23 protein-coding genes and 1 tRNA gene are annotated in these 24,558 nt (G+C 62.6%); 18 read left to right on the forward strand and 6 right to left on the reverse strand.

Annotated features, from left to right (window positions below; genetic code table 11):
- The first annotated feature begins 124 nt into the window (after positions 1–124).
- Positions 125–1,015 carry an alpha/beta fold hydrolase gene (locus tag P9254_RS17265; protein ID WP_278056367.1) on the forward strand — a complete coding sequence of 297 codons (891 nt, stop codon included), beginning with the start codon at positions 125–127 and terminating at the stop codon, positions 1,013–1,015.
- Positions 1,016–1,086: 71 nt separating this feature from the next.
- Here P9254_RS17265 and P9254_RS17270 read toward each other — a convergent pair whose 3' ends face one another.
- Complete coding sequence (locus tag P9254_RS17270) at positions 1,087–2,160, reverse strand: tyrosine-type recombinase/integrase (protein ID WP_278056366.1); 1,074 nt, start codon at positions 2,158–2,160, stop codon at positions 1,087–1,089.
- Between the two features lie 243 nt (positions 2,161–2,403).
- Positions 2,404–3,588, reverse strand: coding sequence for a porin (locus P9254_RS17275; protein ID WP_066997498.1), 1,185 nt, complete (start codon positions 3,586–3,588; stop codon positions 2,404–2,406).
- A 441-nt stretch (positions 3,589–4,029) separates the two neighbouring features.
- Between P9254_RS17275 and P9254_RS17280 the strand changes: the two genes are divergently transcribed.
- The 3 genes from P9254_RS17280 to P9254_RS17290 all read left to right on the forward strand — a co-directional run bounded on the left by P9254_RS17280 (position 4,030) and on the right by P9254_RS17290 (position 5,751).
- Positions 4,030–4,120, forward strand: a tRNA-Ser gene (locus P9254_RS17280).
- 56 nt (positions 4,121–4,176) lie between these two features.
- Positions 4,177–4,518 (forward strand): GIY-YIG nuclease family protein, encoded by a 342-nt coding sequence (locus P9254_RS17285; protein ID WP_442920325.1) that lies wholly within the window; start codon positions 4,177–4,179, stop codon positions 4,516–4,518.
- 39 nt (positions 4,519–4,557) lie between these two features.
- Entirely contained in the window at positions 4,558–5,751 is a 1,194-nt protein-coding gene (locus P9254_RS17290; RefSeq protein ID WP_278056365.1) for a porin, read from the forward strand.
- 269 nt (positions 5,752–6,020) lie between these two features.
- On the opposite strand, the gene P9254_RS17295 is transcribed toward P9254_RS17290, so the two are convergent.
- The gene (locus P9254_RS17295) at positions 6,021–7,703 is read right to left on the reverse strand and encodes a tetratricopeptide repeat-containing sulfotransferase family protein (protein WP_278056363.1); all 1,683 of its coding nucleotides are present in this window, start codon (positions 7,701–7,703) and stop codon (positions 6,021–6,023) included.
- Positions 7,704–7,833: 130 nt separating this feature from the next.
- Here P9254_RS17295 and P9254_RS17300 point away from each other — a divergent pair, with 130 nt between their 5' ends.
- From P9254_RS17300 to P9254_RS17330, 7 genes are all read left to right on the forward strand, one after another.
- Positions 7,834–8,946 (forward strand): pyridoxal phosphate-dependent aminotransferase, encoded by a 1,113-nt coding sequence (locus P9254_RS17300; RefSeq protein ID WP_278056361.1) that lies wholly within the window; start codon positions 7,834–7,836, stop codon positions 8,944–8,946.
- Positions 8,947–9,018: 72 nt separating this feature from the next.
- Entirely contained in the window at positions 9,019–9,303 is a 285-nt protein-coding gene (locus tag P9254_RS17305) for an acylphosphatase (RefSeq protein ID WP_278056360.1), read from the forward strand.
- 200 nt (positions 9,304–9,503) lie between these two features.
- A complete protein-coding gene (locus tag P9254_RS17310) occupies positions 9,504–10,661 on the forward strand; it encodes a CAP domain-containing protein (protein ID WP_278056359.1) in 1,158 nt (385 codons plus the stop codon).
- Positions 10,662–10,739: 78 nt separating this feature from the next.
- Complete coding sequence (locus tag P9254_RS17315) at positions 10,740–12,473, forward strand: type I secretion system permease/ATPase (RefSeq protein WP_442920326.1); 1,734 nt, start codon at positions 10,740–10,742, stop codon at positions 12,471–12,473.
- Between the two features lies 1 nt (position 12,474).
- The gene (locus P9254_RS17320; RefSeq protein ID WP_095823693.1) at positions 12,475–13,902 is read left to right on the forward strand and encodes an HlyD family type I secretion periplasmic adaptor subunit; all 1,428 of its coding nucleotides are present in this window, start codon (positions 12,475–12,477) and stop codon (positions 13,900–13,902) included.
- A 136-nt stretch (positions 13,903–14,038) separates the two neighbouring features.
- Positions 14,039–14,689: a TetR/AcrR family transcriptional regulator gene (locus P9254_RS17325; protein ID WP_278056358.1), complete on the forward strand. Its 651-nt coding sequence runs from the start codon at positions 14,039–14,041 to the stop codon at positions 14,687–14,689.
- 57 nt (positions 14,690–14,746) lie between these two features.
- Entirely contained in the window at positions 14,747–15,910 is a 1,164-nt protein-coding gene (locus P9254_RS17330; RefSeq protein ID WP_066997520.1) for an isovaleryl-CoA dehydrogenase, read from the forward strand.
- Between the two features lie 17 nt (positions 15,911–15,927).
- On the opposite strand, the gene P9254_RS17335 is transcribed toward P9254_RS17330, so the two are convergent.
- Complete coding sequence (locus tag P9254_RS17335) at positions 15,928–16,320, reverse strand: hypothetical protein (RefSeq protein WP_278056357.1); 393 nt, start codon at positions 16,318–16,320, stop codon at positions 15,928–15,930.
- 244 nt (positions 16,321–16,564) lie between these two features.
- Here P9254_RS17335 and P9254_RS17340 point away from each other — a divergent pair, with 244 nt between their 5' ends.
- The 4 genes from P9254_RS17340 (at position 16,565) to P9254_RS17355 (ending at position 21,211) form a co-directional block, all read left to right on the forward strand.
- Positions 16,565–18,172, forward strand: a complete 1,608-nt coding sequence (locus P9254_RS17340; protein ID WP_067321039.1) for a carboxyl transferase domain-containing protein — start codon at positions 16,565–16,567, stop codon at positions 18,170–18,172.
- Between the two features lie 2 nt (positions 18,173–18,174).
- Positions 18,175–18,705, forward strand: a complete 531-nt coding sequence (locus tag P9254_RS17345) for an O-acetyl-ADP-ribose deacetylase (RefSeq protein WP_278056356.1) — start codon at positions 18,175–18,177, stop codon at positions 18,703–18,705.
- 120 nt (positions 18,706–18,825) lie between these two features.
- A complete protein-coding gene (locus P9254_RS17350; RefSeq protein WP_278056354.1) occupies positions 18,826–19,200 on the forward strand; it encodes a hypothetical protein in 375 nt (124 codons plus the stop codon).
- A 49-nt stretch (positions 19,201–19,249) separates the two neighbouring features.
- Entirely contained in the window at positions 19,250–21,211 is a 1,962-nt protein-coding gene (locus P9254_RS17355) for an acetyl/propionyl/methylcrotonyl-CoA carboxylase subunit alpha (protein ID WP_278056352.1), read from the forward strand.
- Between the two features lie 162 nt (positions 21,212–21,373).
- Here the strand turns inward: P9254_RS17355 and P9254_RS17360 are convergent, their stop codons facing one another.
- Together P9254_RS17360 and P9254_RS17365 are read right to left on the reverse strand one after the other, a co-directional pair.
- Positions 21,374–22,492, reverse strand: a complete 1,119-nt coding sequence (locus P9254_RS17360; protein WP_278056350.1) for an ABC transporter substrate-binding protein — start codon at positions 22,490–22,492, stop codon at positions 21,374–21,376.
- A 379-nt stretch (positions 22,493–22,871) separates the two neighbouring features.
- The gene (locus P9254_RS17365) at positions 22,872–23,138 is read right to left on the reverse strand and encodes a sel1 repeat family protein (RefSeq protein WP_066997543.1); all 267 of its coding nucleotides are present in this window, start codon (positions 23,136–23,138) and stop codon (positions 22,872–22,874) included.
- A gap of 434 nt (positions 23,139–23,572) precedes the next feature.
- On the opposite strand from P9254_RS17365, the gene P9254_RS17370 reads away from it, so the two are divergent.
- The 3 genes from P9254_RS17370 (at position 23,573) to P9254_RS17380 (ending at position 24,501) form a co-directional block, all read left to right on the forward strand.
- Complete coding sequence (locus P9254_RS17370; RefSeq protein WP_066997546.1) at positions 23,573–23,914, forward strand: DUF2147 domain-containing protein; 342 nt, start codon at positions 23,573–23,575, stop codon at positions 23,912–23,914.
- Between the two features lie 207 nt (positions 23,915–24,121).
- On the forward strand, positions 24,122–24,274 hold the full coding sequence (locus tag P9254_RS17375) for a hypothetical protein (protein WP_164747131.1): 153 nt from the start codon (positions 24,122–24,124) through the stop codon (positions 24,272–24,274).
- Between the two features lie 32 nt (positions 24,275–24,306).
- Positions 24,307–24,501, forward strand: coding sequence for a hypothetical protein (locus P9254_RS17380; RefSeq protein WP_067321018.1), 195 nt, complete (start codon positions 24,307–24,309; stop codon positions 24,499–24,501).
- Positions 24,502–24,558: the final 57 nt, after the last annotated feature.

The following is a 24,558-nucleotide window of genomic DNA, read 5'->3' on the forward strand; positions in this document are numbered from 1 at the left end:
CGACAGAATAGAGGAGATGCTGTCCCGCCAGCGTGGCAAGGTTGTGTAACGTGCCTTCCCATCATTTGACCGCGGCCGCCCGCGCCTGTAGCTGTCGGTCACCTCAGCGAGGAGCAGCAACTGGGTGGCGTACGACGGTTTCTCCGACTTCTTCTATGCCGCACCCGATGGGCTGAAACTGCACGCCCGGATTTATGGCGAGGCGAACGGCGGTGGCTGGCCGGTCGTTTGCCTGCCCGGCCTCACCCGCAATGCCCGCGACTTCCATGAGCTCGCGCTTTACCTCTCCAGCAAGGCGAAGACGCCGCGCAAGGTCGTCGCTTTCGACTATCGCGGCCGTGGCCGATCCGACTACGATCCCGACATCAGCCACTACAATGTCGGCGTCGAAGCCGGCGACGTGCTCGCTGGCTTGTCAGCGCTGGGTATCGAAGAGGCTGGCTTCATCGGCACCTCGCGCGGCGGACTGATCATCCATGTGCTCGGCGCGCTGAAGCCGGCCGCGTTGAAAGCCATTGTCCTCAACGATATTGGCCCGGTGATCGAGGCGGAAGGTCTGGCCCATATCCGCTCATATCTCGATCGCGCGCCGAGGCCGAAGACATTCGCCGAGGCGGTCGACACGCAGCGGCGCGTGCATGGTGCCGGCTTCCCTGCGCTCACCGATGCCGACTGGGCGCGTATGGTTGGCGCCATCTGCCGCGACACGGATGCCGGGCTGGTGCCCGATTTCGATCCCGCCCTCGTCGAGACCCTGGCCAATGTCGACTTCAGCAAGCCACTGCCGGATCTGTGGCCACAGTTCAACGCGCTTGCCGCCGTGCCGTTGCTCGCCATACGCGGCGGCAATTCGACGCTTCTCTCCACCGCGACGCTCGAGGAGATGGCAAAGCGTCATCCCGGCATGCAAACGATCACGGTCGAAGGCCAGGGACACGCGCCCTTCCTGGAAACCGGCAACCTGCCGAAGAAGATTGCGGATTTCCTCGATCACGCCGAAGCCAAGTCCACGTAAAGTAAAGCCCGAGACTAAATCCATCCCGGGCTTGTTTTTGAAATATAGATTCCCGGCGCGTGGCGTGCCGCCTATTTGCCCTTCGAGCTCTTGCGGCGTGCCTTCGCCGGCACCGAGCCGCTCTCCTTGCGGGCGGCTTTGGCGGATGAAGGCGTGGTCAACGGAGACGCAAACACCGAGTTCTCTGCCGGCCGCGGCGCCTCTTCGGCGCGCGGCTTCTCGAGCACCACGACGCAGCCATCGAGGTCGTTGGTGGCGAGGTGCGCGTAACGCATGGTCATCGACAGCGTCTGGTGGCCGAGCCACATTTGCACGCGCCGGATATCGATGCCGCCCTGGACGAGTCGCGAAGCGCAGGTGTGGCGCAGGATATGCGGCACCACCTGCTCATCGGCGCCAAGACCGACTTCGGCCTTCGCCTCGTTCCAGATGGCGCGGTACTGCGCCTGGGTGAGCTTGGTGAACGGCCCCTTCGGCCGGCGGCCTTCGGTGGTCGGCGGCAGCTTGATCACCTCCTTGACCCGTTCGGTCATCGGGATGGTGCGGCTACGGCCCGACTTTGTGATCCAGAAGCTGACGCGGTGTTCCTGGATGTCGTTCCAGATCAGGCCGAGCGCCTCGCCGAGACGGCAGCCGGTGTCGACCAGGAAGACGGAAAGTCTGTAAGCATCCTCGCTGCGGCTCTTGATGGCGGCGAACAGCCTTGCCTCTTCGTCTCTTTCGAGGAAACGAATCCGTCCCGCCCGCTCCTTCTGGCGGCGGAACTCGGGCAGGCTGTGGATATCTCCCATCTTATGAGCCTTGCGCAGCAGCTTGCTGAGTGCAGCCATCTTGCGATTGATGGTTGCGTTGCTGTTCCCGCGCTGGCGCAAGGTACCGATAAGATTGTCCAGGGTGTTCTGGTCAAAGGTGCTGAAACGCTCTCCCAGAAGGATCTCGTCTATTTCACCAATGAATGAGCTGACATTGTATTTATGCCGCCCATCATCCCAGAGTATATCCCGGTATGCTGTAAAGAGCTCACTGACCCTGTACGATTTTACTTCCCGGATCTTGTTATAGGTGTACCTAAATTTCGAATTCTGAGAAGAAAATACCGCAAAATGACCAGAGGGCTCCCCCTCTCGAATCGCTTCATTCGACATTTTTAGCCACACCCCCTGTGGTTAAGGGACCAGCCCTAACCGCTCGGGAGCATCCTTTCAAGAGTTTTCGAGTCTGGTCTCCGACCCCATCCGCCGATGGCGGATCCCACAAAGTCGCTCTACAGACCCGATCAGCTTACCGTTTTCACCCCCGTCCTTTCGTTGCGTTGATCCATCGCGAAAAGCAAAACGGCCCGGGCGCAGAGATGCCCGGGCCGGATTTCAGTTGTAGCAGTCCAGCCCTTAGAAGGAGCGCTGGAAGCGGAGCATGCCGCCGACGCTGTTTTCCTTGTCGGCGTTGGTCCAGTTGGAGACGGAGTCGTCGCCAAGGTGGAGGTAGTCAACTTCGGCGGTCACCGTGAAGCCGGGAACGATGTCGTAGGCGACGTTCGCAGCGACGCCGACGTTCTTGCCATCGTCAGCAGACACCTGAAGGTTGAACGAGGTCTTCTCGTTGAACTTGTAGGTGCCGCCGCCCCACACTGCCCAGTTACCGCTCCACTGCTTGTAGAAGCCGCGGCCGCCAGCGTTGATACCAGTGCCCGGAGCATGGACTTCCAACAGGTTGTCGTCGGTACCGTAGCCAGCCATGATGAACAGCGAGATCGCGTCAGTGGCATTCACGTCCAAGCGGACCTTACCAGCGACTTCTTCATAGTTGCTGTCATAAGCGATGACGCCGCTGATGGCGCCCCAGCCCTGCGTCCACTTCAGGCCGCCGACGACATGCGGAACATAGCTGTCGATCGTGCCGACGACGCCCGAGCCTTCTTCGAGCGAGAGGACGGCGGAGAAGCCGTTGCCGGCGTCGAAGTAGTACTGGACGACGTTGGTGTCGAAGTCGCCGTAGGGAACGAGCGTATCCTGGATGACGTTGCCGGCGTAGCCGATGAACGTGTTGAAGGCCGATTCGTCCTTACCAACTCGGAGGCCACCGAGCTGGATCCAGGCGAAGTTCAGCGAGACGGCCTTGTTGGCGGCGGGGTTGCCGAGCAGGTTCGTAACGGGGGCTGTGGTAGGACCAGTAACAGTGACCTGGCCGTAGTTGTTGCGGTTGCCGAAGTTGAACCGGGTCTCGGTGTAGGTCTTCAAGGTGCCGAGCTCGGTCTCCTGGCCGGTCCAGGTCTTCAGCGTGAAGCGCGCATTCTTGTAGAAGGTGTCCTGCTCGTCACCATCTTGGTGGTCAAAGGACCGCGCGCCGTCGAACGAGCCGACGTCGCCGACGCCGATGTCGTAGCGGACATAGCCGCCGATGCGCAGGCAGGTCTCGGTGCCGGGGATGTAGAAGTAGCCCGAGCCGTACACGTCGCAGATCCTGACGTATTCAGCCGGTTCCGGCTCGGCGACGGTCACCGCGTCGGCGGCGCGAGCACCGGAAACTGCGATCATGGCCGCAGCTGAGCCGAGAAGAAGGCTCTTGATGTTCATTTTCTGACCTCCAGTCAAAAGTTAAAAAACGGGTCTGGGTATTTTTTGCTGAAGGACAGCGTTCCCTGCCCCATCCCCACTTACCGAAAAAGATGCGCACCGCGCCGCTCCTTCGAACGTGACCTTTACCCAGGCGGCGGCGGCGTTCAACTATGATCGTATCGGCAGAAGCCCCGTCCAGACGCTATCACCGGACGTTGTTGCACAAATGACACGATTTGGCCTCACTCCGAAAGTTCTCATTAACCATTAAGGCCTTGCAGTCGGTCGAATCCGGCGAGGGGCGGCCGAAATTGCGGCGCCAGCTGCGAGTCGCCGGCCGGGAATCGCCATGGAATCGCCGCATGGGAACACTCATCCTGCTGCCGGCGTCGAATTTTCAGCGATTACGGCGCGGGCTTGTTGATTGTGCCGCCGCTTTTCTTTATCCAGCGGCGCGACGGAGAGGTGGCCGAGTGGTCGAAGGCGCTCCCCTGCTAAGGGAGTAGAGGTCAAAAGCTTCTCGTGGGTTCGAATCCCATCCTCTCCGCCATCCTGCTTCGCGCTGCGCGCTTCGCAGGACAAGCCCGACAGTTCGTGCGAAGCAGGATGCGGAGAGGATGCCCCTTGGCGAAGGAGGGCCGGTCCGTGTGGTACGCATGCCTGATTGCGAGCGAGGCTTTCGTAGGCGAGCGTTATATCGGCATAACATCGGACCTGCGGCGACGAATTGCTGAGCATCACGCAGGAAAGTCCAGTCACACTTCCAAATTTCTGCCGCGGCGAATCGTGACCTACATGGCCTTTCAAGCCGAGCAAAGGCGACTTCGTTCGAGCGCTATCTCAAATCGGGATCCGGGCACGCGTTCGCCAGCAAACGCCTGTGGTAGCGGCTACCCGGTAAAAAAATACAGCAATAACAAAGCACTGACACCGGTGACAGTCGAGTGAAATCGACGCTGCCGTTCGATTCTGACTGGAGGTCAGAAAATGAACATCAAGAGCCTTCTTCTCGGCTCAGCTGCGGCCATGATCGCAGTTTCCGGTGCTCGCGCCGCCGACGCGGTGACCGTCGCCGAGCCGGAACCGGCTGAATACGTCAAGATCTGCGACGTATACGGCTCGGGCTACTTCTATATCCCCGGCACTGAGACCTGCCTGCGCATTGGCGGCTATGTCCGTTACGACATTGGCCTCGGCGATGTCGGTTCGTTCGATGGCGCGCGCAGCCTCGACGTGCGGAATGGCGGCGACCAGGGTACCTGGTACAAGAACACCCGCTTTACGCTGAAGACCTGGACTGGCCAGGAGACCGAGCTCGGCACGTTGAAGACTTACACCGAGACGCGCATCAACTTCGGCAATTCCAACGGCTATGGCGATTCGGTCACCGCCGGCGGCCAGCCGATCGGCAATCCCGCCGGTAACAAGGGCATCACGCTGAATTTCGCCTGGATCCAGCTCGGCGGCCTGCGCGTCGGCAAGGACGAATCGGCCTTCAACACGTTCATCGGATACGCCGGCAACGTCATCAACGATACGCTGGTTCCCTATGGCGGCTTCGACACCAACGTCGTCCAGTACTACTTTGACGCCGGCAACGGCTTCTCGGCTGTGGTCTCGCTGGAAGAAGGGTCCGGTTCCGCTGGCGGCCCGGTTGTTGATGGGGGTGGCAATTACCTCTACAATGCCGGTTCGGGCAATGACACCATCGACAGCTATGTTCCGCATGTTGTCGGCGGCGTGAAGTATACCCAGGGCTGGGGCGCCATCACGGGCGTCGTCGCCTATGACAGCGCCTGGGATGAATGGGCAGGCAAGGTCCGCTTGGATGTGAACGCGACCAACGAGCTGTCGCTTTTCCTCATGGCCGGCTACGGGTCGGACGACCACATCGACCGAAACTTCTACAAGCAGTGGGGCGGAAACTGGGCAGTCTGGGGCGGCGGCACCTACAAGTTCAACGAGAAGACCTCGTTCAACCTCCAGGCCTCTGCTGATGACGCCAAGAACTACGGCGTCGCAGCCAACGTCGCCTACGACATTGTGCCTGGCTTCACGGTTACGGCCGAGGTCGATTACTTGCACGATGGCAAATTCGGCGACCTGGACGACCGAAACTGGACCAACGCCAATAAGAAGAACAGCGTCGGCGGTATGCTCCGCTTCCAGCGTTCGTTCTAATCAGCAGCGTCCAACTGAAATCGAAACCCGGCGGGCAACTGCCGGGTTTTTTCTTTTCTGCGGGCAGTTCCTCAAAGCACCATTGCGCAGTGCTGCACTCGATAAGATGGCAGAAATCCGCCGTTCACGCCCCGGCTCCTGGTCTCCGCCGTGCCGCTTCCCTCCTTGCTTCGCCAGAGAACGACGAAACAATGAACGTTCTGCCAATCGCCACACGAGCGATTTTGCGGTGTACCTTCCGGCCAGAATTTTTCTAGTAGGAAACTAAATTACAGGTCAACCTCAGCCAAGTTGCCCAAGGCTTCGATCAGCGGTTGGATCTCGCCTTCATAGTTCCTCCAACGCTTGACGGACGACTTGTAAATCGGCTGGCGAACCTGCCAACGGCTGAAAGTGTTTACCGAGCCGTCCCTGTCAAAAAAGCGCAAGCAGGCGTCGTCCCAAGGCAACCCGAGGTAATCTATCAAGCGGCGCGACTGCTCCTCTTGATTTTCAATCAATATCTCATACCGGTTTTCGAAGATGCGGCCCGGAAGAACGTTGTTCCAGTGCCGCATTAGGCGGTCATATTCTCTGTAGTATAGCCCTAGTGTCTCAAGATCTGCGCTGTAGTTATGCGCTTCATTGAACTGCAGCACGAAGCAGGAGATGCAATTGTCGATGGCATCGCGGCGGCAATGAATGATGCGCGCGTTGGGAAACAGGATGCCGATTAGTCCGATCAACTCGAAATTGTGGGGCATCTTGTCGACGATTCGAAGCGCGTCAGGCGCTCGCTCACGTAGATAGGCAAGATGCTCGGATGCCAGCGTCTTGGTCAATTCGGGAGTAATCGTCGCGACCGATTTAGCGACGTTTGCGTCAGGGCCGTCTCTGAGGCCTAGCCCGTTGGCAATTCGTCTGAGCTTGCTGAGTTCGCCGGCGCCATGAACATCAGGATGGCTGGCGCAAATCTGCTCTGTCAGCGTCGTGCCCGAGCGAGGCATGCCGACGATGAACACAGGCACCTCCGAGGGATTGCCATAAGCGGCCATTGAAGCCACCAGTCCGGGTGTGAAGGTCTCGATCACGGCATCGACCCAGCGACGATAGCATCCCAGGTCGAATTTTAGGCCCCTGGCCTGATTCCCTTGCTTGAAGTGGTCCATCGCCTCCTGATAGCGATGGAGATCGTTGAGCACCTTTCCGGCGGCGTGGTGCAGCGCTGCCATTCCCTCCGGCCCATGGCCCGAATCTCGAAGCTCCGTGAGGATTGCCGCGAGTTCCGTCGGCTCTTCCGTGAATTTGCGCGTTTGCATAAGCGCGTGATAGGCTCCCGGTACCGCGATGCGCCGTTTTATCGCCTCTTTCAGATGAACTGCCGCTTCCTCCATACGGCCAAGGCTCGCGAGTGCACCCGGCAACCCCAACCGGGCCCCAGGATGATTTCGGTCGAACTCGAGCGCCCTCTCAAAGAGCGGCAGCGCCATCTCTCCCTTGTCGAACGCCTTGTAAGCTTCGCCCAGGGCGCAAAGCGCTTCCACCAGATCCGGTTTCAAGGCCAAGGCCTGCTGAAAGTGCCTGATTGCCGGCGTAAACTCGCTGAGCTTCAGGTAGGTCTCGCCGAGACTAAGGTGGTAGTAAGGATTTCGTGGCTCCTCTCCGACCGCCCGGGCGAAGTACCGCAAAGCCTTCTCGTTGTCGAATCCGATGCCGAGGGTTCCCAGGATGTAAAAAGCCAGCGGATGGTTTGGGGTACGCGCCAGGACACGAAAGCAGAGTTCCTCCGCCTCAGGCAATTGCTCAGCTTTCTGAAACTCGAGCGCCTGCCTCAACAGCATGTCGTCGGCTTGCACGCGAGACGGACCGGACTTCAGCTGTGCCTTGGGTGCTACGGTTTTCGGCGGTGCCGCCTTAGCCGAGGGTTGAGTTTTCAGGTGCTTTGCCCAGGAAGGCGGCAATCGGTTGCTCATCCTGCGTCGCTAGCAAAAGCGGGCGGGAGAATCTAGTCCGGCTATGGTGCGTCTTCGTTGTTTCTCGCGCAGCTTGCACCCACCCCTCGCTCAAGCTAGCAAGAAGCCTCCTCTCAACCGAGCCTTTGCCATGCGCCAGCGCCCTTCCCTTACGCCGATCGTCGGCACGCTTCCCACCACGGTGCCGTTCGTCGGGCCGGAGGCGCAGGAGCGCGAGCGCGGGCGGCCTTTCCGCGCCCGCATCGGCGCCAATGAAAGCAGCTTTGGGCCCTCGCCGCGCGTGATTGCCCGCATGGAGAGCGTCGCGCGCGACCAGTGGATGTATTGCGACCCCGACAATTTCGAGCTGAAGGTCGCGGCGGCCGCGCATCACAATGTCGGCGTCGAGAACGTGGTGGTCGGCGAAGGCATTGACGGGCTGCTCGGCCTTGTCGCGCGCATGTATGTCGCGCCGGGCGACGCGGTGGTGACCTCGCTTGGCGCCTATCCCACCTTCAACTTCCACATCGCCGGCGTCGGCGGCCGGCTGGTGACGGTTCCCTACGCCGACGACAAGGAGGACCTCGACGGACTGCTTGCCGCTGTCGCCCGGGAACGAGCGCCGCTCGTCTATCTCTCCAATCCGGACAATCCGATGGGAAGCTGGTGGGAGGCGCCGGACGTCGTCGGCTTCATCGAGGCGCTGCCGGAAACCACCATGCTGGTGCTGGACGAGGCCTATGGTGAGCTCGGACCGGCCTCGGCGCTACCGCCGATCGACGTCGCGCGGTCGAACGTCGTGCGCATGCGCACCTTCTCCAAGGCCTACGGGCTTGCCGGCATTCGCTGCGGCTATGCGGTGGCCGAACGGGAAGTGATCCGCGACTTCGAAAAGATCCGCAACCATTACGGCGTCAGCCGCATGGCGCAGATCGCCGGGCTCGAGGCGCTGGCCGATCAGGACTATCTGAATTCGGTGGTGGCGCGCGTGGCCGCGGGGCGCCGGCGCATTGCGGCCATCGCCGAGGAAAACGGACTGAAGCCGCTGCCCTCGGCGACCAATTTCGTCACCATAGACTGCGGCCGCGACGGCGCCTTCGCGCTGAAGGTGATGCAGGCGCTGCTCTCGCGCGACGTCTTCATCCGCAAGCCGATGGCGCCGCGGCTCGACCGCTGCATCCGGGTCAGCGTCGGCCTCGACCATGAGCTCGACATCTTCGCCGAGGAATTGCCTGGCGCGCTGGCGACGGCGCGGGGGAACTAACGGCGATCCACAGCCGTTGCGTTTGCGCGGCGCCGAGCCGGATTCCGTAAGGCTTCGAAGGCGGAGACGAGCATGGTCGAGCAGAAGAGAACCGTTCGGGCGCGCATCTCCGGCAAGGTGCAAGGGGTCAGCTATCGGGTTTGGGCGCGGGACGAAGCCGTGCGCCTCGGACTGACGGGCTGGGTGCGAAACGAGCACGACGGTTCGGTCACGGCGCTCATCGCCGGCGCCGACGCAGCGATCGACTCGATGGTCGATCGGCTGTGGCGGGGGCCTAGGGGCGCGACGGTCATCAGGGTCGAGGTCGAAGAACGCAGGGACGACAGTGCACCTATCGACTTCAGGATCATCGCCTAGGCAAGTCCGCCGAAATCAGCTTCCATCCACCGATCGGCAAACCGTCCGACATTGCTTCTGGTGCGATACGCACACGATATATGTGCGTATATTCCGATTTGTTACTTTAGCGCCGCATGATGAACATATTTGCTCCATAGCCGGAAAGGCGGGTGACGGAGATCAGGGGGCTCACCAAACAGTATCAACGGGGATATCCGATGCCGCAGCACAGTGCCAACGAGCAGTATCTGCTCGAGCTCATCAATGCTGAGCGCGCCAAGACTGGCGCCCAGCCCCTGGCCTTCGACAACGATCTCAGCGAAGCCGCCGAGGGCCACGACAAGTGGATGCTGGCCACCGACACATTCTCCCACACCGGTTCCGGGGGTTCGTCGCCGACGACGCGCATGACGAATGCCGGTTATACGCTGAGCGGCTCATGGGCCACGGGCGAGAACATCGCCTGGGCAACGACCCGCGCGCCGACCGGCTATGTCGACGAGGTCAAGCTTCTCCACACCAATCTGATGAATTCTCCCGGGCACCGGGCCAACATCCTCAATTCCAACTTCCGTGAAGTTGGGCTCGCCTTCGAGGTCGGCGACTACAAGGGCCGCAGCAGCGCCTTCGTCACCGAGGATTTCGCCAAGAGCGGCACGGATCTCTTCCTCACCGGCGTCGCTTTCGACGACAAGGACGGCGACCGTTTCTACGATCCGGGCGAAGGGCTGGGCACCATCACTGTGACCGCCAGGAACTCAGCCGGCCAGACCTTTAAGACCACGACCTCGGCCGCCGGCGGCTATGATCTAGCGCTGAAGCCCGGCACCTATAACGTCACTTTTTCTGGCGCCAATATCGCCACTTCGACGCAGACGGCGACAATCGGCACCAAGAACGTCAAGCGCGACCTGATCGACCCGGCAATGAAATCGGGCACGCTCGCGGCGTCGGCATCGGCAGAAGATTCAGGATCCGATTCAAGCCACGCCCCGGCCGCGCCGACCAGCGGACCGAACACGGGCAACGGCACCAAAAACTGGCTCGCCGACTTCTTCGGCAAGCATCCTGTTGGCGACCGGGGCACGCCTGGTCTCACCGACTCCACCGACGCGCCCAAGCATGATGCGGTGGCCTTGGACAGCGACCAATTCTTGTTCCGTCACGCCTCGCACGCCAATCCGGACAACGCGCCGGATCCGTCGGACCATGTCCAGCAGGCTGTGGAACGGGCGGCAGCGGGGCTGCACGACCACCTGCCGGCCGACAATCCGGTCTTTGCCGACGCGGCCGATGCGGCGCAGTCCGCGATCACCAAGATCCTGGCGCAGATTGCCGGCCATTCCGACCATCAAACGACGGCACTCGTCGGCTGATCTTGACCGCGGGCCGCGCCTCGATCGCGACCCGCCAACCCGCCTCAAGCCGGGCGCGGTTTTTTCGGGGGTAACCATCTGACACGCTCGCCTTTAGCTGACCTGAAACCTTCCGAGCTTCGCAAGGCGCTCGCCTCCTTCCGCGGCCCGTATGCGGCCGTCGCCGGCCTCAGCGGCCTCATCAACGTGCTGATGCTGTCCGGTTCGCTGTTCATGCTGCAGGTCTATGACCGCGTTCTGCCTAGCCGCAGCGTGCCGACGCTGGTGGCGCTGATCATTCTGGTCGCCGTGCTTTATGCCTTCCAGGGCGTCCTCGAAGCGATCCGTGCGCGCGTGCTGACACGCATCGGCGCCGGCATCGACGAGCTCATCGCCGGCCGCGTCTTCAACTGCCTCGTGCGGCTGCCGCTCAGAACGCCTGATCGCGGCGAAGGTCTGCAGGCGCTGCGCGACCTCGACCAGGTCAGCGGCTTCCTTTCCAGCCCCGGCCCGGGTGCGCTGTTCGATCTGCCATGGATGCCGCTCTATGTTGTGATCTGCTTTCTTTTCCATCCGTGGATCGGCGTCGCGGCGCTCATCGGCGCGCTGCTGCTGATCGCGCTTACGGGGCTCACCGATCGCCTGGTCCGCGCCCCGACCAAGGCAATGTCCGGCTTCGGCACAAGGCGCGGCGCGCTCGCGCAGGCGAGCGCCCGCAACGCCGAAGTGCTGGCCGCCATGGGCATGGGCGAGAGGCTGGCCGGGCGCTGGAGCCAAGCAAACAACGCCTTCCGCGAGGCGCAGGCGCAGGCGAGCGACCTGACGAGCGGATTGGGTGCGGCTTCGCGCATCATGCGCATGATGCTGCAGTCGATGGTCCTGGCGCTCGGCGCCTATCTGGTCATTTACCAGCAGGCCACGCCCGGCATCATCATCGCCAGTTCAATCCTGACATCGCGGGCGCTGGCGCCGATCGAGCTCGCCACCGCGTATTGGAAGCACTTCCTCAGCGCGCGCCAGAGCTGGCAGAGGCTGGTCGATCTGTTTGCCGCCTTTCCGGTCGACGATGGCGGCATGGAGCTTCCGGCGCCAAACGCGACACTCGCTGTGGAAACCGTCGGGGTGACGGCGCCTGGTGGACGGCGCATCCTGCTGGAGGATATCGACTTTTCGCTCGACGCCGGCTCCGGCATGGGCCTGATCGGTCCGAGCGGCTCCGGAAAATCCTCGCTCGTGCGCGCGCTCGTCGGCGTATGGCCCACGATGCGCGGCAAGATCCGTCTCGACGGCGCTGCAATCGAGCAGTGGCCGGCGCAGGCGCTTGGCCGCCATATCGGCTATCTGCCGCAGGATGTCGAATTGTTCGCCGGTACGGTCGCCCAGAACATCAGCCGCTTCGACGAGAACGCCATGCCGGAGGCGATCATCGAGGCCTCCCAGGCTGCCGGCGTGCACGACATGATCCTGCGCCTGCCCGAAGGCTATCAAACCGAGATCGGCGAGAGCGGCGCGGCACTTTCCGCCGGACAGCGTCAGCGTGTAGGCCTGGCGCGCGCGCTGTTCGGCAATCCGTTCCTCGTCGTGCTCGACGAGCCGAATTCCAACCTCGATGCCGCGGGCGACCAAGCGCTGACGCGTGCCATCGAAGGCATCAAAGCGCGCGGCGCCATCGTCATCGTGGTCGCGCATCGTCCCAGCGCCCTCGCCGCGCTCGACCACTTGCTGGTGCTGAATGGCGGCAGGCAGCAGGCATTCGGGCTGAAGAGCGAGATCGCACGGCAGGCTTTGCAGCCGGTGACGAAACCGCTGCATGCGGTCGGATCGGCGGGCTGAGATGAGGTCGGCAACTCCCTATTTCAAAGCCGATGCGTTGCGCGTGGTGCGCGACATCGCATTGTCCGCCAGGGCGCGCGCGATCGCGCTGCTCGACCGCGGTTCGAAGCCGATCGAAGGTGCTTCGCCCCAGCAGCAGCGCTTGCGTCAGGCCATTCGCAGGAACGTCCGGGCGGGAGCGATCGCAGCGGCGCTGCTTGTCGGCGGGCTCGGCCTTTGGGCGGCATCAAGCAGTCTTGCCGGAGCCGTGGTCGCAGGCGGCCATCTGGTCGTCGGCTCGAACGTGAAGTCCGTCCAGCATCCGCAAGGCGGCGTCGTCGGCGCTCTCAACGTGCAGAACGGCAGCACGGTCGAGGCGGGCGACGTCCTGGTGCGGCTGGACGACACGGTGGCGCGTGCCAATCTCGCCATCGTCGACAACGGTCTCGACGAGCTCTCTGCCCGCCGCGCCCGGCTGATTGCCGAACGCGACGGCGCCCAGGCGGTGCTCTATCCCGAGCAGCTGTCGGGAAACGCGCATGCCCCTCAGATCGGTCATCTCATCGACGGCGAGAACAGGCTGTTCGCGCTGCGGCGGCAGGCGCGCGAGGGCAAGATTTCACAGCTACGCGAGCGCATCGTGCAGTTCCGTCAGGAGATCGCGGGTATCGAGGCCCAGCTCAGGAGCAAGCAGCAGGAGATATCCCTCACCAAGATCGAGCTCGAGGGCATGCGGGACCTCTGGAAAAAGAAGCTGGTGCCGATCTCGCGTCTGGCCGATCGCGAACGCGCCGAGGCAAGGCTCGACGGCGAAAACGGGCAGTTGATCGCCGCCGCCGCGCAGACGCGCGGGCGCATCAGCGAGATGGAACTGGCGATCATCCAGATCGATCAGGACCTGCGCAGCGAAGTGGCGGGCGAACTGAGGGAGATCGACGGCAAGATGAGCGAACTGCGCGAGCGTCAGATCGCGGCCGAGCAAACGCTGAAGCAGATCGATATCCGCGCCCCGCAATCAGGCCGGGTGCATCAGCTGGCCGTGCACACGATCGGCGGCGTGATCGCGCCCGGCGAGGCGATCATGCAGATCGTGCCGAGCGCCGACGCGCTGGTGGTCGAAGCGCGCGTCGCGCCGCAGGACATCGACCAGGTGCGCATCGGGCAGAACGCCACGCTTCGCCTTTCGGCCTTCAGCCAGCAGATCACGCCGGAAGTCGAGGGCCAGGTTGACCGTATCTCGCCCGACCTCATCGAGGACCAGAAAGCCGGGGTCGCCTATTACGCGGTGCGCATCGTGCTGACGCAAAGCAGCCTCAAACAGGCGGGATCGCTGGAACTGAAGCCGGGAATGCCGGCGGAGGTGTTCCTGAGAACCGGCGACCGCACGGTGCTTTCCTATCTGCTTAAGCCCCTGACCGATCAGGCGAGCCGCGCTTTCCGCGGCGACTAAGTCGCTCCGCTCTACAGATCCAGCCGAGGCTTGCGTCAGACCGATTGCAGGCCATTGCCCTTCGGCCTGAACACCTTCGCTTGCCCGCTTGAATTAATTGAACGTTCGTTTTATTATCTGCTTCGCAGAGGCAAACATGGCACGCACCACGGGTTCAGATGGCGAAAAAACCGAGGCGGCCGTTCGCGAGGCGGCGGTCGGGCTGATTGCGCGGCTCGGCTATGAGGCGATGTCGATGCGCCAGCTGGCGACCGAAGTCGGCGTGCAGGCCGCCGCGCTCTATCGCTATTTTCCCACCAAGGAGGATCTGCTGTTCACGCTGATGCGCGAGCATATGGAAGGCCTGCTCAAGGCCTGGGATGACGCGCGCCCGGCAGCGGTCGATCCGGCGGCGCGGCTCGCCGCCTATGTCGAGAACCACATTGCCTTCCATATCGAGCGGCGCCGCGCCACCCATGTCTCCAACATGGAATTGCGCAGCCTCTCGCATGAGCGGCTGACGCAGATCCTCAAGATGCGCACGGCCTATGAGAAGGAATTGCGCGCGATCCTGCGCGACGGCGCCGACGCCGGCATCTTCGAGATCGACGATGTCGGCCTGACCGCCATGGCGCTGATCCAGATGATGACCGGCGTCATCGTCTGGTTCCGTCCGGGCGAGCGGCTGTCGATCTCTGAAGTCACCACGACATATCTTTCGATGACAAGGCGGCTCGTCGGCGCGAAGATCGGCGCCGGCAGCGCAACGCGTCCCGTCCGACGCGCAAAGGAGGCCGCGGCACTTTGATTTCGCGCATTATCCTTATCGAAGTCGATTTCGGGGTCATGCGCCGGGAGGAACGCCATGTACACCAATACGCTGAACTTCGGGCTTGATGCCGACATCGAGGCGTTGCGCGATACCGTAAGGCGCTTCGCACAAGACAGGATCGCGCCAATCGCGGCCGATATCGACCGCTCCAACGAATTCCCGGCACATCTGTGGGGGGAGCTCGGCGCGCTCGGCCTGCTCGGCATCACCGCCGATGCCGAGTTCGGCGGCAGCGGTATGGGCTATCTCGCGCATGTCGTGGCGATGGAGGAGATTTCCCGCGCATCCGCCTCGGTCGGCCTCTCCTACGGCGCGCATTCCAATCTCTGCGTCAACCAGATCAACCGCTGGGCAACGCCGGCACAGAAGGAGAAATACCTCCCTGCGCTCTGCTCGGGCGAAAAGGTCGGCGCGCTGGCGATGTCGGAATCCGGATCAGGCTCGGACGTCGTGTCGCTGCGGCTGCGCGCCGAAAAGCGCAACGACCGCTATGTGCTCAACGGTTCGAAAATGTGGATCACCAACGGACCCGATGCCGAGACCTTGGTGGTCTATGCCAAGACCGATCCGGAGCGCAATTCGCGCGGCATCACCGCCTTCATCATCGAAAAAACCTTTGCCGGGTTTTCGGTGGCCCAAAAACTGGACAAGCTCGGCATGCGCGGCTCGAACACCGGCGAGCTCGTCTTCGAGAATGTCGAGGTGCCGTTCGAGAATGTGCTGCATGAGGAAGGGCGCGGCGTCGAGGTGCTGATGTCGGGCCTCGACTATGAGCGCGCCGTGCTCTCCGGCGGGCCGATCGGGCTGATGGCGGCCTGCCTCGACGTGGCGGTGCCTTACGTGCATGAGCGCAAGCAGTTCGGCCAGCCGATCGGCAGTTTTCAGCTGGTGCAGGGCAAGCTTGCCGACATGTATTCGACGATGAACGCGGCGCGCGCCTATGTCTACGCCGTGGCCGGTGCCTGCGACCGCGGCGAGACCACGCGCAAGGACGCCGCCGGCTGCGTGCTCTTCGCGGCCGAAAAGGCGACGCAGATGGCGCTCGATGCCATCCAGCTGCTCGGCGGCAACGGCTATATCAACGATTATCCGACCGGGCGGCTTCTGCGCGACGCCAAGCTCTACGAGATCGGCGCCGGCACCAGCGAGATCCGCCGCTGGCTGATCGGCCGCGAGATCATGGCGGAGGGAGTGTGATGTCTCCCTCCGTCACCTCAGCCGAACGCCTTGGGCAGGTCGTCGGTCGGCTTGGGGACGATCTGATGCTCATCGCGCCACAGAACCTCACGCTGGCGCCGGGACGTGATCGAGCGCACAGGCAAGCCGCCCTCCTCGATCAGCCAGGCGCAATAGCGCGCACGGCTGATGGCTTCCTTGGCGTTCGGGTGGAACCAGCAGACGCCCCAAATCGACTCACGGCGCTTGAAATGCCGCCCAACCCGGCCAGGAATGGGCAAATGCCGATTGAACCAGTCGAACTGATCCTCCAGTTCGCCATGGATCCAGTCCGGGCAGCCATTCCGGTACAAGTACCAGGACGCATGGAAAAAGCCGCTCTCTACCCGGCTCTTCGGATGGATCAGCGGCGTTACAAACCGCACATACATAGTGACACCCACAGCGCTTGCAGGCGCCGTGTTCCTTTTGCTCGAATCCGGGACGTGGAAAGCCGCCCTTCGGCGGCGTCAGGCCATGGCCGAGGGGAGACATTTGGTGAAACGCATATCGATGCCTTTCATCGTCGCCTCCTGAGGTGTCATTCGTACAAAAGATGCCGCGCTGCGCACGCAGCATCCGGGTGCGGGCTGTTACACTGGTTGCGTTGCGGCATCAAGAGGTGTGAGGAATAGCGTGGCCACACTCCAAACCCAAATCTCCCCCTCCTCGGAAAGCTTCCGCGCCAATGCCGAGCGCATGCGGGCGCTGGTCGACGATATCGCCGAGAAGGCGGCGGGCATCGAGCGCGGCGGCTCGGACGAGGCGCGCGAGCGCCACCAAAGCCGCGGCAAGCTGCTGCCGCGCGAAAGATTGGCGCAACTGCTCGACACCGGCTCGCCTTTTCTCGAGGTCGGCCAGTTCGCGGCATGGTCGATGTATGGCGAGGATATTCCGTCGGCCGGCATCATCACCGGCATCGGCCGTGTCGAAGGCCGGGAGGTGATGGTCGTCGTCAACGACGCGACGGTGAAAGGCGGCACCTATTATCCGGTGACGGTGAAGAAGCATCTGCGCGCCCAGGAGATCGCGCTGCAGAACAAGCTGCCTTGCGTCTACCTGGTCGACAGCGGCGGCGCCAACCTGCCCAACCAGGACGAGGTCTTCCCCGACCGTGAGCATTTCGGCCGCATCTTCTACAACCAGGCCAACATGTCGGCAGCCGGCATCCCGCAGATCGCTTGCGTCATGGGCTCCTGCACGGCGGGCGGGGCCTATGTGCCGGCGATGTCGGACGAAACGATCATGGTGCGCAACCAGGCGACCATTTTTCTTGGCGGCCCGCCGCTGGTGAAGGCTGCCACCGGCGAGGACGTCAGCGCCGAGGAGCTCGGCGGCGCCGAGGTCCACACCAGGCTTTCCGGCGTCGCCGACCACTATGCCATGGATGACGAGCACGCGCTGGCCATTTGCCGACGCATCGTCAAGAACCTGAATCGGAACAAGGCCGTAAGCCTGAACTTACAGAAACCAGTATCACCGCTTCACGATCCGCATGAACTCTACGGCATCGTGCCGACTGATTTGCGCCAGCCCTATGACGTTCGCGAGGTGATCGCGCGTCTGGTCGACGGTTCCGAGTTCGACGAGTTCAAGCAGAATTACGGCACCACCTTGGTCACCGGTTTTGCGCATCTGCACGGCATGCCGGTCGGCATCCTCGGCAACAATGGGGTGCTGTTCTCGGAAAGCGCGCTGAAGGGCGCGCATTTCATCGAGCTCTGCTGCCAGCGCGGCATTCCGCTGATCTTCCTGCAGAACATCACCGGCTTCATGGTCGGGCGAAAGTATGAGGCCGGCGGCATCGCCAAGGACGGCGCCAAGCTGGTCACGGCGGTCGCCACGGCACGCGTGCCGAAGCTTACGGTGATCATCGGCGGTTCGTTCGGCGCCGGCAATTACGGCATGTGCGGCCGCGCCTATTCGCCCCGCTTCCTGTGGATGTGGCCGAATGCGCGCATTTCGGTGATGGGCGGCGAGCAGGCGGCGACGGTGCTCGCCATGGTCAAGCGCGAGGGCATCGAGCGCAAGGGCGGTGAGTGGAGCGCCGAAGAGGAAGCGAAATTCAGGAAGCCGATCCTGATGAAATACGAGCATGAGGGTCACCCGCTCTATTCTTCGGCAAGGCTTTGGGACGACGGCATCATCGATCCGGCCAGGACGCGCGAGGTGCTGGCGCTCAGCCTCTCGGCGGCGCTCAATACCGGGGTCGAGGAAACGAAGTTCGGCGTGTTCAGGATGTGACGATGAGCGGCGTCAGCGATAGGATCCGCGTGCATACCGGCGACATCACCAGGCTTAAGGTCGATGCCATCGTCAATGCCGCCAATTCCTCGCTGCTCGGCGGCGGTGGTGTCGACGGCGCTATCCACCGCGCCGCCGGGCCGGAGCTGGTCGCCGAATGCCGCACGCTGAACGGCTGCAGGACCGGGGATGCCAAACTGACGAAAGGCTACCGGCTGCCGGCGCGCTATGTCATTCACACTGTCGGCCCGGTCTGGCACGGCGGGGGCGAGAGCGAGGCGGAGTTGCTCGCCTCCTGCTATCGGCGCTCGCTGGAGATTGCCACCGGTAAAGACTGTCGAACGATAGCATTTCCGGCGATCTCGACCGGCATCTACGGCTATCCGAAAGATCAGGCTACCGAAGTAGCCGTCGGCACGGTTGCTGTTTTTCTAGGCGAAAACGCCATCCCCGAGACCGTCACTTTCTGCTGCTTCGACGATCTGACTGCCAGACTATACAGCTCAGCCGTTGCTGCGATTGGGGAAGCCTGAACTTTATGACAAAGACGTTCCACCCGTTCACGAGATCGAGATTCTTGAGTGACCATCTAGCGACGTCGGCAAATATTCGATATTGCTCATCCTGCATTGTCTCATGGGGATGGCGTAAAAATGACACGAGAATATGTGCGGAAAGCATCCGCGTCGATACTTGCAGGAATGCTTATATTCGCCTCGTGCGGCGCTGTCGTCGCCGGGTCGCTGGCTGGAAGCGAGGGGGACAAGCGCTTTCCACCTTACATCCCACGCAATCCCAAGGATCCGTGCAACAGGGCATACAAGGCCTATTTGGCGGCGAGCGGCCATTCAGCCTACGCGACCACGCCTTATGCCCGGATCATGTCGTCTTACATCATCTGTGGTGGACACCTGAATGCGCCGTCCCAAAAGGTTGCGGAAGAGCTGGCGATGAAATCCTGCCTGGCCACGCGCGCGCACTACAAGGTGACTACGGGCGGCGCCTGCGAGATCGCCGCATCGAAGTAGGCCCGCGCCTGCCGAATTGGCGCTGCCCGTCGCAAACTCGGGAGGCTCCATGTTCGGCAAGATCCTGATCGCCAATCGCGGCGAGATCGCTTGCCGCGTCATCCGCACCGCGCGCAAGCTCGGCGTGCGAACAGTCGCCGTCTATTCGGATGCCGACGCGCGAGCGCTGCATGTCGAGATGGCCGACGAGGCGGTGCATATCGGCCCCTCGCCGGTCGGTGACAGCTATCTGCGCGGCGACAGGATCATTGCCGCGGCGCTTGCCACAGGCGCCGAGGCAATCCACCCCGGCTACGGCTTCCTGTCGGAGAACCCCGACTTCGTCGACCAGGTGACGGCGGCGGGCCTCATCTTCATCGGCCCGTCCGCCGCCTCGATCCGCGCCATGGGGCTGAAGGATGCCGCCAAGCGGTTGATGGAAAAGGCCGGCGTTCCGGTGGTGCCCGGCTATCACGGCGAAGCGCAGGAGATTGTGCTGCTTGCCACAAAAGCGCGCGAGATCGGCTACCCGGTGCTGATCAAGGCGCGCGCCGGCGGCGGCGGCAAGGGCATGCGGCGCGTCGACCATCCGGACGACTTCTCCGAGGCGCTGTCCGGAGCGCGGCGCGAGGCCAAGGCTGCCTTCGGCGACGACCGCGTTCTGGTCGAAAAATATGTCGACAAGCCGCGACACATCGAAGTCCAGGTGTTCGGCGACAATTTCGGCAATGTCGTGCATTTTTTCGAGCGCGACTGCTCGGCGCAGCGCCGCCACCAGAAGGTGATCGAGGAGGCGCCCGCCCCCGGCATGACGCCGGCGCTGCGCAAGGCGATGACGGAAGCGGCGGTGAAGGCCGCCAAGGCAATCAGCTATTCGGGCGCCGGCACGATCGAATTCATCGTCGATGCTTCCGAGGCCCTCAAAGCCGACCGCTTCTGGTTCATGGAGATGAACACACGGCTGCAGGTCGAGCATCCCGTCACCGAGATGGTCACCGGCGTCGATCTGGTCGAATGGCAGCTTCGTGTCGCCGCCGGCGAAAAACTGCCGAAGGCGCAGAACGAGATCGCCCTTGCCGGACATGCTTTCGAGGCGCGCATCTACGCCGAGGACGCGGCCAAGGGATTCCTGCCGGCGACGGGCACGCTTTATCATCTCAAATTCCCCGACACGCCGCCGGAGGATGCCGCCATGCGCATCGAGACCGGCGTGCGGTCCGGCGATGCGATCTCGCCCTTCTACGATCCGATGATCGCCAAGCTGGTGGTGCACGCTAGGGACAGAACCACCGCGCTTGGCGCGCTGCGCAAGGCGCTGGCCCGAACCGAAGTTGCCGGCTCGACGGTCAACACCGCCTTCCTTGCAGCACTCGCCGCCGACGCCGATTTCGCGGCGGGCGATATCGACACCGGCCTGATCGGCCGGCATCAGGATGCTCTCGTCGCTGTTCCCCCGCCAAGCGATGAAGCGATCGCCGCGGCGGCGCTGGCAGCGACCGACGCAAGCACGGCGGGTCCGGCCGCCGATCCGTGGTCCTCGCTCGCCGGCTACGCGCATTTCCATACGCTGGCGCGCCGCACCCGGTTGCGTTACGGCGAGGAGAACATCCTGGCCCGGGTATCGGCGCGGCCTGACGGCCGCTTCCAGGTGGCGCTGGAGGCGCCGCATGACGCGATCAACGCGCACGACCTCAGGAGCATGCCGCGCAGCGCGCGCTGGCCGGGCCATGTCACGGTGTTCGAAGGAGCGGTCGGATATACATTCACGGTGCCGGATCCGCTGGCCAAGGCGGATGAGGCCGCGGCCGCGTCGGACAGCCTGCGCGCGCCGATGCCGGGATTGGTCAAGCTGGTGCGCGCGGCAGCGGGCGATACCGTTATCAAGGGCCAGCCGCTCCTAATCCTCGAAGCGATGAAGATGGAGCACACGATCGCCGCACCCCATGATGGGGTGATTGCCGAGATCGCGGCCGAAGGCGCGCAAGTGAGCGACGGCACGGTGCTGGTGCGGTTCGAGGACGCACGGGGCTGAGCTGCCGGTCGCCTTGGATCGGCAACGGGACAAACTGGCTGGGGCGGCAGGACTCCAGGGGGGCGCCGTAGAGCGCCGAACTGGCCTCCAAATCAGTGCCAAGGCACATACGAAAACGGCCGGGACAAATCCCGGCCATTTCCAATCGATCTGCAGAACGAATTACGGCTTGATCGGCGCGTATTTGCCGTCGTGCCACTGGTTGATGTCGTAGCTGGCGTTCTTCAGGTCGCCCTTCTCGTCGAAGATCACGTCGCCGACCACGGTGCTGATCGGCTTGCCGTCCTTCAGCGCCTCGGCGACCTTGGCCGGGTCGTCGGTGCCGGCGCGCTTGACGCCTTCGGCCACCGCCTGGATCACCGCATAGGAGAACAGCGTGAAACCTTCCGGTGTGAAGCCGCCTTGCTTGATCTTGGCCACGGCCTCCTTCGCTTCCGGCTTCGACTGCGGATCCGAGGGGAAGACGAACATCGTGCCTTCACCGGCCGGGCCGGCGATCTGCCAGAATTCCGGCGAGGCGATCGAGTCCGGCATGATCAGCTGGAACTTGACGTTCTGCTCCGCTGCCTGGCGCAGGATCAAGCCGGCCTCCGGATGGTAGCCGCCGAAATAGACGACGTCGGCCTTGAGCTCTTTCAGCTTGGTGACCAAAGCCGAATAGTCCTTCTCGCCGGCATTGATGCCTTCATAGTCGACCTCCTTGAGGCCGCCGGCATTCATGGTCGCCTTGACAGCATCGGCAACGCCCTGACCGTAGGCGCTCTTGTCGTGCAGGACGACGACGTTCTTGCCGGCATATTTCTTGGCGATCCATGGACCGATGAAAGCGCCCTGCGCATCGTCACGCGTGTAGAGGCGCATGATCGTCGGCCAGCCGGCCTTGGCCGCGGCGTCGGTCAGTTCCGGATTCGACGAGGCCGGGCTCATCATCAGGGTGCCGGCTTCGGCGTAGACGGCGGAAGCGGGAATGCTCGAGCCCGAGCAGGCATGGCCGTCGACGAACTTGACGCCGTTGGCAACGATGCGATTGGCGACCGACACCGCCTGCTTCGGATCGCATTGGTCGTCCTGGATGTCGATCTTGATCTTACCATTGACACCTCCGGCGGAATTGATGGCATCCGCCGCGGCCTGCGCGCCCTGCTTGAACTGGTCGCCGATGTTGGCGAGCTGCCCGGTCATCGGGCCGACCACCGAAATCGTGATGTCGTCGGCGAAGGCAACCGATGCGCTCATCGTCAGGCCCAATGCGGCCGCGCTCAAAACACCCAATCTTTTCATGACAATAGAACTCCTCCACTTGCGCGCGGCCGTTCCGGCCACGCTTCTTCCAGAGAGCCGGGACAATTTCACCCTTCGCCGGAACTGTCGAGAGCACAATGTATCGGGATTTGGTTCATTTCGACGGGGAGTTCTTGGGCCAAGCCGCCGTTCCCATACAGGCGGAGACTGCGCAAATGCAAAAGCCGCGCCGGCCTTGTCCCGGCCGGTCGCGGCTATTGCAGTCGAGCTTCCCGGCGCCCCGCGCGCCTGAACCCGCTCGCTTCCCTGTGTTGTCGCACGGCTTGAGTTCGTTGACCTGCCGCGTTCTTGGTCTGGTTAACCGGCCGTCTTTTTGCGGCCTTGTCCCTTAAGAGCTTTCGGGCCTTACCCCGCAAAATCAGTGCATCGTCATCCATTCGCGCGCTTCGCGCAGCGCCTTGGCGATCTCGGCCTTCGACATCGATGCCGACAATTCCGAGCGCAGCTCGGCGGCGCGGAGCGATCCCTTGATCGCGGCGATGTTGAACCATTTGTGGGCGGCAATGACGTCGGTCTCGCAATCGCGGCCGGTCGCATACATCATGCCCAGTTCGAAAAGAATGTCGGCCTGGGCAGTTGCCCCCATGGCGCCGAAGCCGGCTTCAAGCATTTCAAAGCGTGCCATTTCAATCCCCTGTCTGCTCCCGAGAGCTGCCTCCTTCTGTCCCTGGAAGTCCCCTGGGCGGGCCGCTCTTTCGATGCTTTCGAGGATGACGGCTCGCCTTGAATCCGTCGTTAAATGGCTTGCTTAATTTGAAGAAAACAAAGCTAAAACAAGAGGTAAACGCGAAGAACTGTTAAGCATAGGAATCCAGCAATTCAGCCGATCTGCGCCAAATTCGTCGAAAATTTGGGGCGCGGGAATCAAGACTTCGCTAACCACGGAAACCGAAGCCTTTTTCGCCATCCGTTCATTTTCAACGATCGACCCGGCCAAAATCCTTGCAAGCTCCGTCGGGGCACGGCTTTCGTTTTGGCGATGGCTGGATTAGCTTTACGTTTGCGTAAGGGACAGAGAGGCGGAACGAGGCCCGCCGGAACCCTAAAGGGAGGACAAGCATGTTTCGAAAAGTCAGCCTGGCCCTGGCGGCCACCTTGATGATGGCAGGCGCCGCGTCGGCCGACCCGATCGAGGGCAATTGGAAGACGCAGGCCGGATCGACAGCGGCGATCGCCGGCGGCGGGGCGTTTTCCATCACGCTCAAGTCCGGCAAATATGCCGGCAAGACGATCGGCTCCTTCAAGGCGGCCGGCGACAACAAGTACACCGGCACCATAACAGACCCGGAAACCGACAAGACCTATTCCGGCAAGGCGACGCTTTCCGGCACCTCGCTAAAGATGAGCGGCTGCGTTCTGGGCGGGCTGATCTGCAAGACCCAGACCTGGCACAAGCTCTGACAGTCGAACGGATGACGATGCAAAAACGGGGCCCGGCGCCCCGTTTTCTTTTTTGAGCGCCGTTTCTGAGCGCAACGCTGGACAAGGCATTTCGCAGGCCTTGGCCGGGTGATGACCCCATCAGCCAATTTGAACCGCAGATGAATACCGGTCTCAGAACCGGTTCAGAGGCGCTCGGGCATTCTCCTCGCATTGAAGGAGAGTCCAATGCTTGTCCGCCGCTTCACCATCGTCTGCCTGCTGATGAGCCTGTTCGGCATGTTCTTCGCCATCCTCGTGGCCGAAGCCGGCCGTCCGGCGCGCTCACCGCGAATGGCCGATACCTGCCGGCTGGACTGCATGAACCATTTCGGCCGCTGAAACGACCAATACTCGAAACCGGAACGACCACCATGAACCGCATCGCTGCCTCCACCCTCAAAGCTCTTCGGCTCCTGCCGCGGGCGATGCTCATCCTGATGGTGCTTGCCGCTCCTGTGCTGGCGGTGCCGATGATGCGCGCCGACGCCGGTTCGGTCATCGAGGCGCCAACGCCGAAGAAGGCAGGCATCGGCTTCGTGCTGCTGGTCAGCCTGCAGCGTGGCTGACACGGCCAGAGAAAAATACTCCGCAAGGCGGGCTTCGCGCCCGCCTCCCCCTCCCAA

Source organism: Mesorhizobium sp. WSM4983 (assembly GCF_029625765.1).
In the GTDB taxonomy this organism is placed as follows: domain Bacteria; phylum Pseudomonadota; class Alphaproteobacteria; order Rhizobiales; family Rhizobiaceae; genus Mesorhizobium.